The organism is Siccibacter turicensis LMG 23730 (assembly GCF_000463155.2).
GTDB classification, from domain to species: domain Bacteria; phylum Pseudomonadota; class Gammaproteobacteria; order Enterobacterales; family Enterobacteriaceae; genus Siccibacter; species Siccibacter turicensis.
This window is the reverse complement of sequence record NZ_AWFZ01000058.1, coordinates 1-209: the sequence shown is the minus strand read 5'-3', so window position 1 is coordinate 209 and position 209 is coordinate 1. Positions and strand designations below refer to the sequence as shown.

The 209-nt window shown below is 54.1% G+C and carries 1 rRNA gene; it reads left to right on the top strand.

Features of this window, described 5'->3' with window-relative positions:
• Positions 1-209: ribosomal RNA gene (locus tag DW58_RS17970) — 23S ribosomal RNA — on the top strand; the annotation flags it as partial.

Here is a 209-nt window from a genome sequence, read left to right as displayed (position 1 = left end):
CGGGTAAGTTCCGACCTGCACGAATGGCGTAATGATGGCCAGGCTGTCTCCACCCGAGACTCAGTGAAATTGAACTCGCTGTGAAGATGCAGTGTACCCGCGGCAAGACGGAAAGACCCCGTGAACCTTTACTACAGCTTGACACTGAACATTGAGCCTTGATGTGTAGGATAGGTGGGAGGCTTTGAAGCGTGGACGCCAGTCTGCGT